Origin of the sequence: Streptomyces sp. NPDC127129 (assembly GCF_042671585.1) — a bacterium.
Classification (GTDB): Bacteria; Actinomycetota; Actinomycetes; order Streptomycetales; family Streptomycetaceae; genus Streptomyces.
The window spans coordinates 1-2346 of the sequence record NZ_JBHXTV010000038.1 but is presented as its reverse complement, the minus strand read 5'-3'; the positions used below and the strand labels follow the sequence as shown (position 1 = coordinate 2346).

Annotated in this window: 2 protein-coding genes and 1 rRNA gene; all 3 read left to right on the top strand. The window is 70.6% G+C overall.

Features of this window, described 5'->3' with window-relative positions; genetic code table 11:
• A 5S ribosomal RNA gene (gene rrf, locus ACFVGW_RS35705) occupies positions 1 to 91 on the top strand; the annotation flags it as partial.
• 281 nt (positions 92 to 372) lie between these two features.
• A complete protein-coding gene (locus ACFVGW_RS35700; RefSeq protein WP_385854883.1) occupies positions 373 to 1464 on the top strand; it encodes a hypothetical protein in 1092 nt (363 codons plus the stop codon).
• Positions 1446 to 2204 (top strand): tetratricopeptide repeat protein, encoded by a 759-nt coding sequence (locus tag ACFVGW_RS35695; protein WP_385854882.1) that lies wholly within the window; start codon positions 1446 to 1448, stop codon positions 2202 to 2204. The genes ACFVGW_RS35700 and ACFVGW_RS35695 overlap by 19 nt, the downstream gene beginning before the upstream one ends.
• Positions 2205 to 2346 lie beyond the last annotated feature (142 nt).

Here is a 2346-nt window from a genome sequence, read left to right as displayed (position 1 = left end):
GCCCGGTTACATTCCGAACCCGGAAGCTAAGCCTTTCAGCGCCGATGGTACTGCAGGGGGGACCCTGTGGGAGAGTAGGACGCCGCCGAACAATCTTTCAGGACCCTTGGTCCCAGCGTTCATGCTGGGACCAAGGGTCCTTTTGTTTTTCCTTGATTTTTCCGAAGCGCGTCGGGGTGCCGACTGCGCGAGAATGACTGCAGTACCCGAAGACAGGAGTCACGCCGATGTCCACCAACTCTCCCGACGATCGTCCGGAGCGCGAGCCGCGTCGTAGGGACGGTGGCGAGCGAGGCGGCTTCCGTGGCCCGCGTCGTGACGACAACCGGGGTGACAACCGCGGCGGTGGTTTCCGCCGCGACGACCGTCGCGATGACAACCGTCGTGACGACCGCCGTGATGACAACCGTGGTGGCGGCGGCTACCGCGGCCGTGACGACCGCCCGTCGTTCCGTCGTGACGACCGTCGTGACGACCGCCGTGACGACCGCCGTGACGACCGTCGTGACGACAACCGGGGTGGCGGCTACCGCGGTCGCGACGACCGTCCGCGTGATGACCGTCGTGACGAGCGCCGCGACGACCGCCCGCCGTTCCGTCGTGACGACCGCCGTGACGACAACCGTGGCGGCGGCTACCGCGGTCGCGACGACCGCCGTGATGACAACCGGGGTGGTGGCGGCTTCCGCGGTCGCGATGACCGCCCGTCGTTCCGTCGTGACGACCGCCGTGACGACCGCCGTGATGACCGGCGTGACGACAACCGTGGTGGCGGCTACCGCGGTCGCGACGACCGCCCGCGTGATGACCGTCGTGACGAGCGCCGCGACGACCGCCCGCCGTTCCGTCGCGATGACCGGCGTGACGACAACCGTGGTGGCGGCTTCCGCCGTGACGACCGGCCGCGTGATGACCGTCGTGACGACCGTCCCTCGTTCCGCCGTGACGACCGTCGTGATGACAACCGTGGTGGCGGCGGCTTCCGCGGTCGCGATGACCGCCCGTCGTTCCGTCGTGACGATCGGCGTGATGACCGTCGTGATGACAACCGTGGTGGCGGCTTCCGTCGCGACGACCGTCCGCGTGATGACCGTCGTGACGAGCGCCGCGACGACCGTCCCTCCTTCCGTCGTGACGACCGTCGTGACGAGAGGCCGGCCTTCCGCCGTGACGACCGTCGCGATGAGCGTCCCCGTGACGACCGCCGTGACGGTGGCTTCCGGCGCGACGACCGGCCGCGTGGGCCGCGCCGCGACGACAGCCGGGGTGGTGGCTTCCGGCGTGACGACCGTCGGGACGACAACCGTGGTGGCGGCTACCGCGGTCGCGACGACCGGGGTGGCTACGGCCGTCGGGACGACCGCGACCGCGACCGGCCGGACCGTGCGCCCATCAAGCGGCTGCCGATCCCGGACGACGTCACGGGTGACGAGATCGACGCGGATGTGCGCCAGGAGCTCATGAGCCTGCCCAAGGGGCTCGCCGAGGACGTGGCCCGCAACCTCGTCATGGTCGCCAACCTGATCGACGAGGACCCGGAGCAGGCTTACGCGTACTCCCGTATCGCCCTGCGGCTCGCCTCGCGTGTCGCCGCCGTTCGCGAGGCCGCCGGCTTCGCCGCGTACGCCACCCAGAAGTACTCCGAGGCGCTGGCCGAGTTCCGGGCCGCGCGGCGGATGACCGGTGGTGTCGAGCTCTGGCCCGTGATGGCCGACTGCGAGCGCGGCATGGGCCGTCCCGAGCGGGCGCTCGCCATGGCCGGTGAGCCCGAGGTGCAGAAGCTGGACAAGGCCGGGCAGGTCGAGATGCGTCTCGTCGCCGCCGGCGCTCGTCGCGACATGGGGCAGCTCGACGCCGCCATCGTGACCCTCCAGAGCCCCGAGCTCGCGTCCACCGCCGTCCACCCGTGGACCGCTCGCCTGCGGTACGCCTACGCCGACGCGCTGCTCGCGGCCGGGCGCGAGGACGAGGCGCGTGAGTGGTTCGCCAAGACGGCCGAGTCGGACAAGGACGGGGCCACGGACGCCTCCGACCGCCTCGCCGAGCTGGACGGTGTCGAGTTCGTGGACGCGATCGACGAGCTGGACGAGTCCGACGAGTCCGACGAGACCGAGGAGTCCGACGAGTCCGTCGCGGCGGTGGCCGTTGACGAGGACGACGAGGACGACGAGGACGACGACGAGGACCTGGACGACCGGGCGTAATCGCGGTCGCCGTCAGGCACATGGTGAAGGGCGGCACCCCCGCCGGGGGGGCGCCCCTAAACAAATCAAAATACCACCCCCCGCGTGGGAGTACCAGGCCCCGCGCCCGCGTAGGTGCGAAAGAACGCGGCATTAGGGGGGA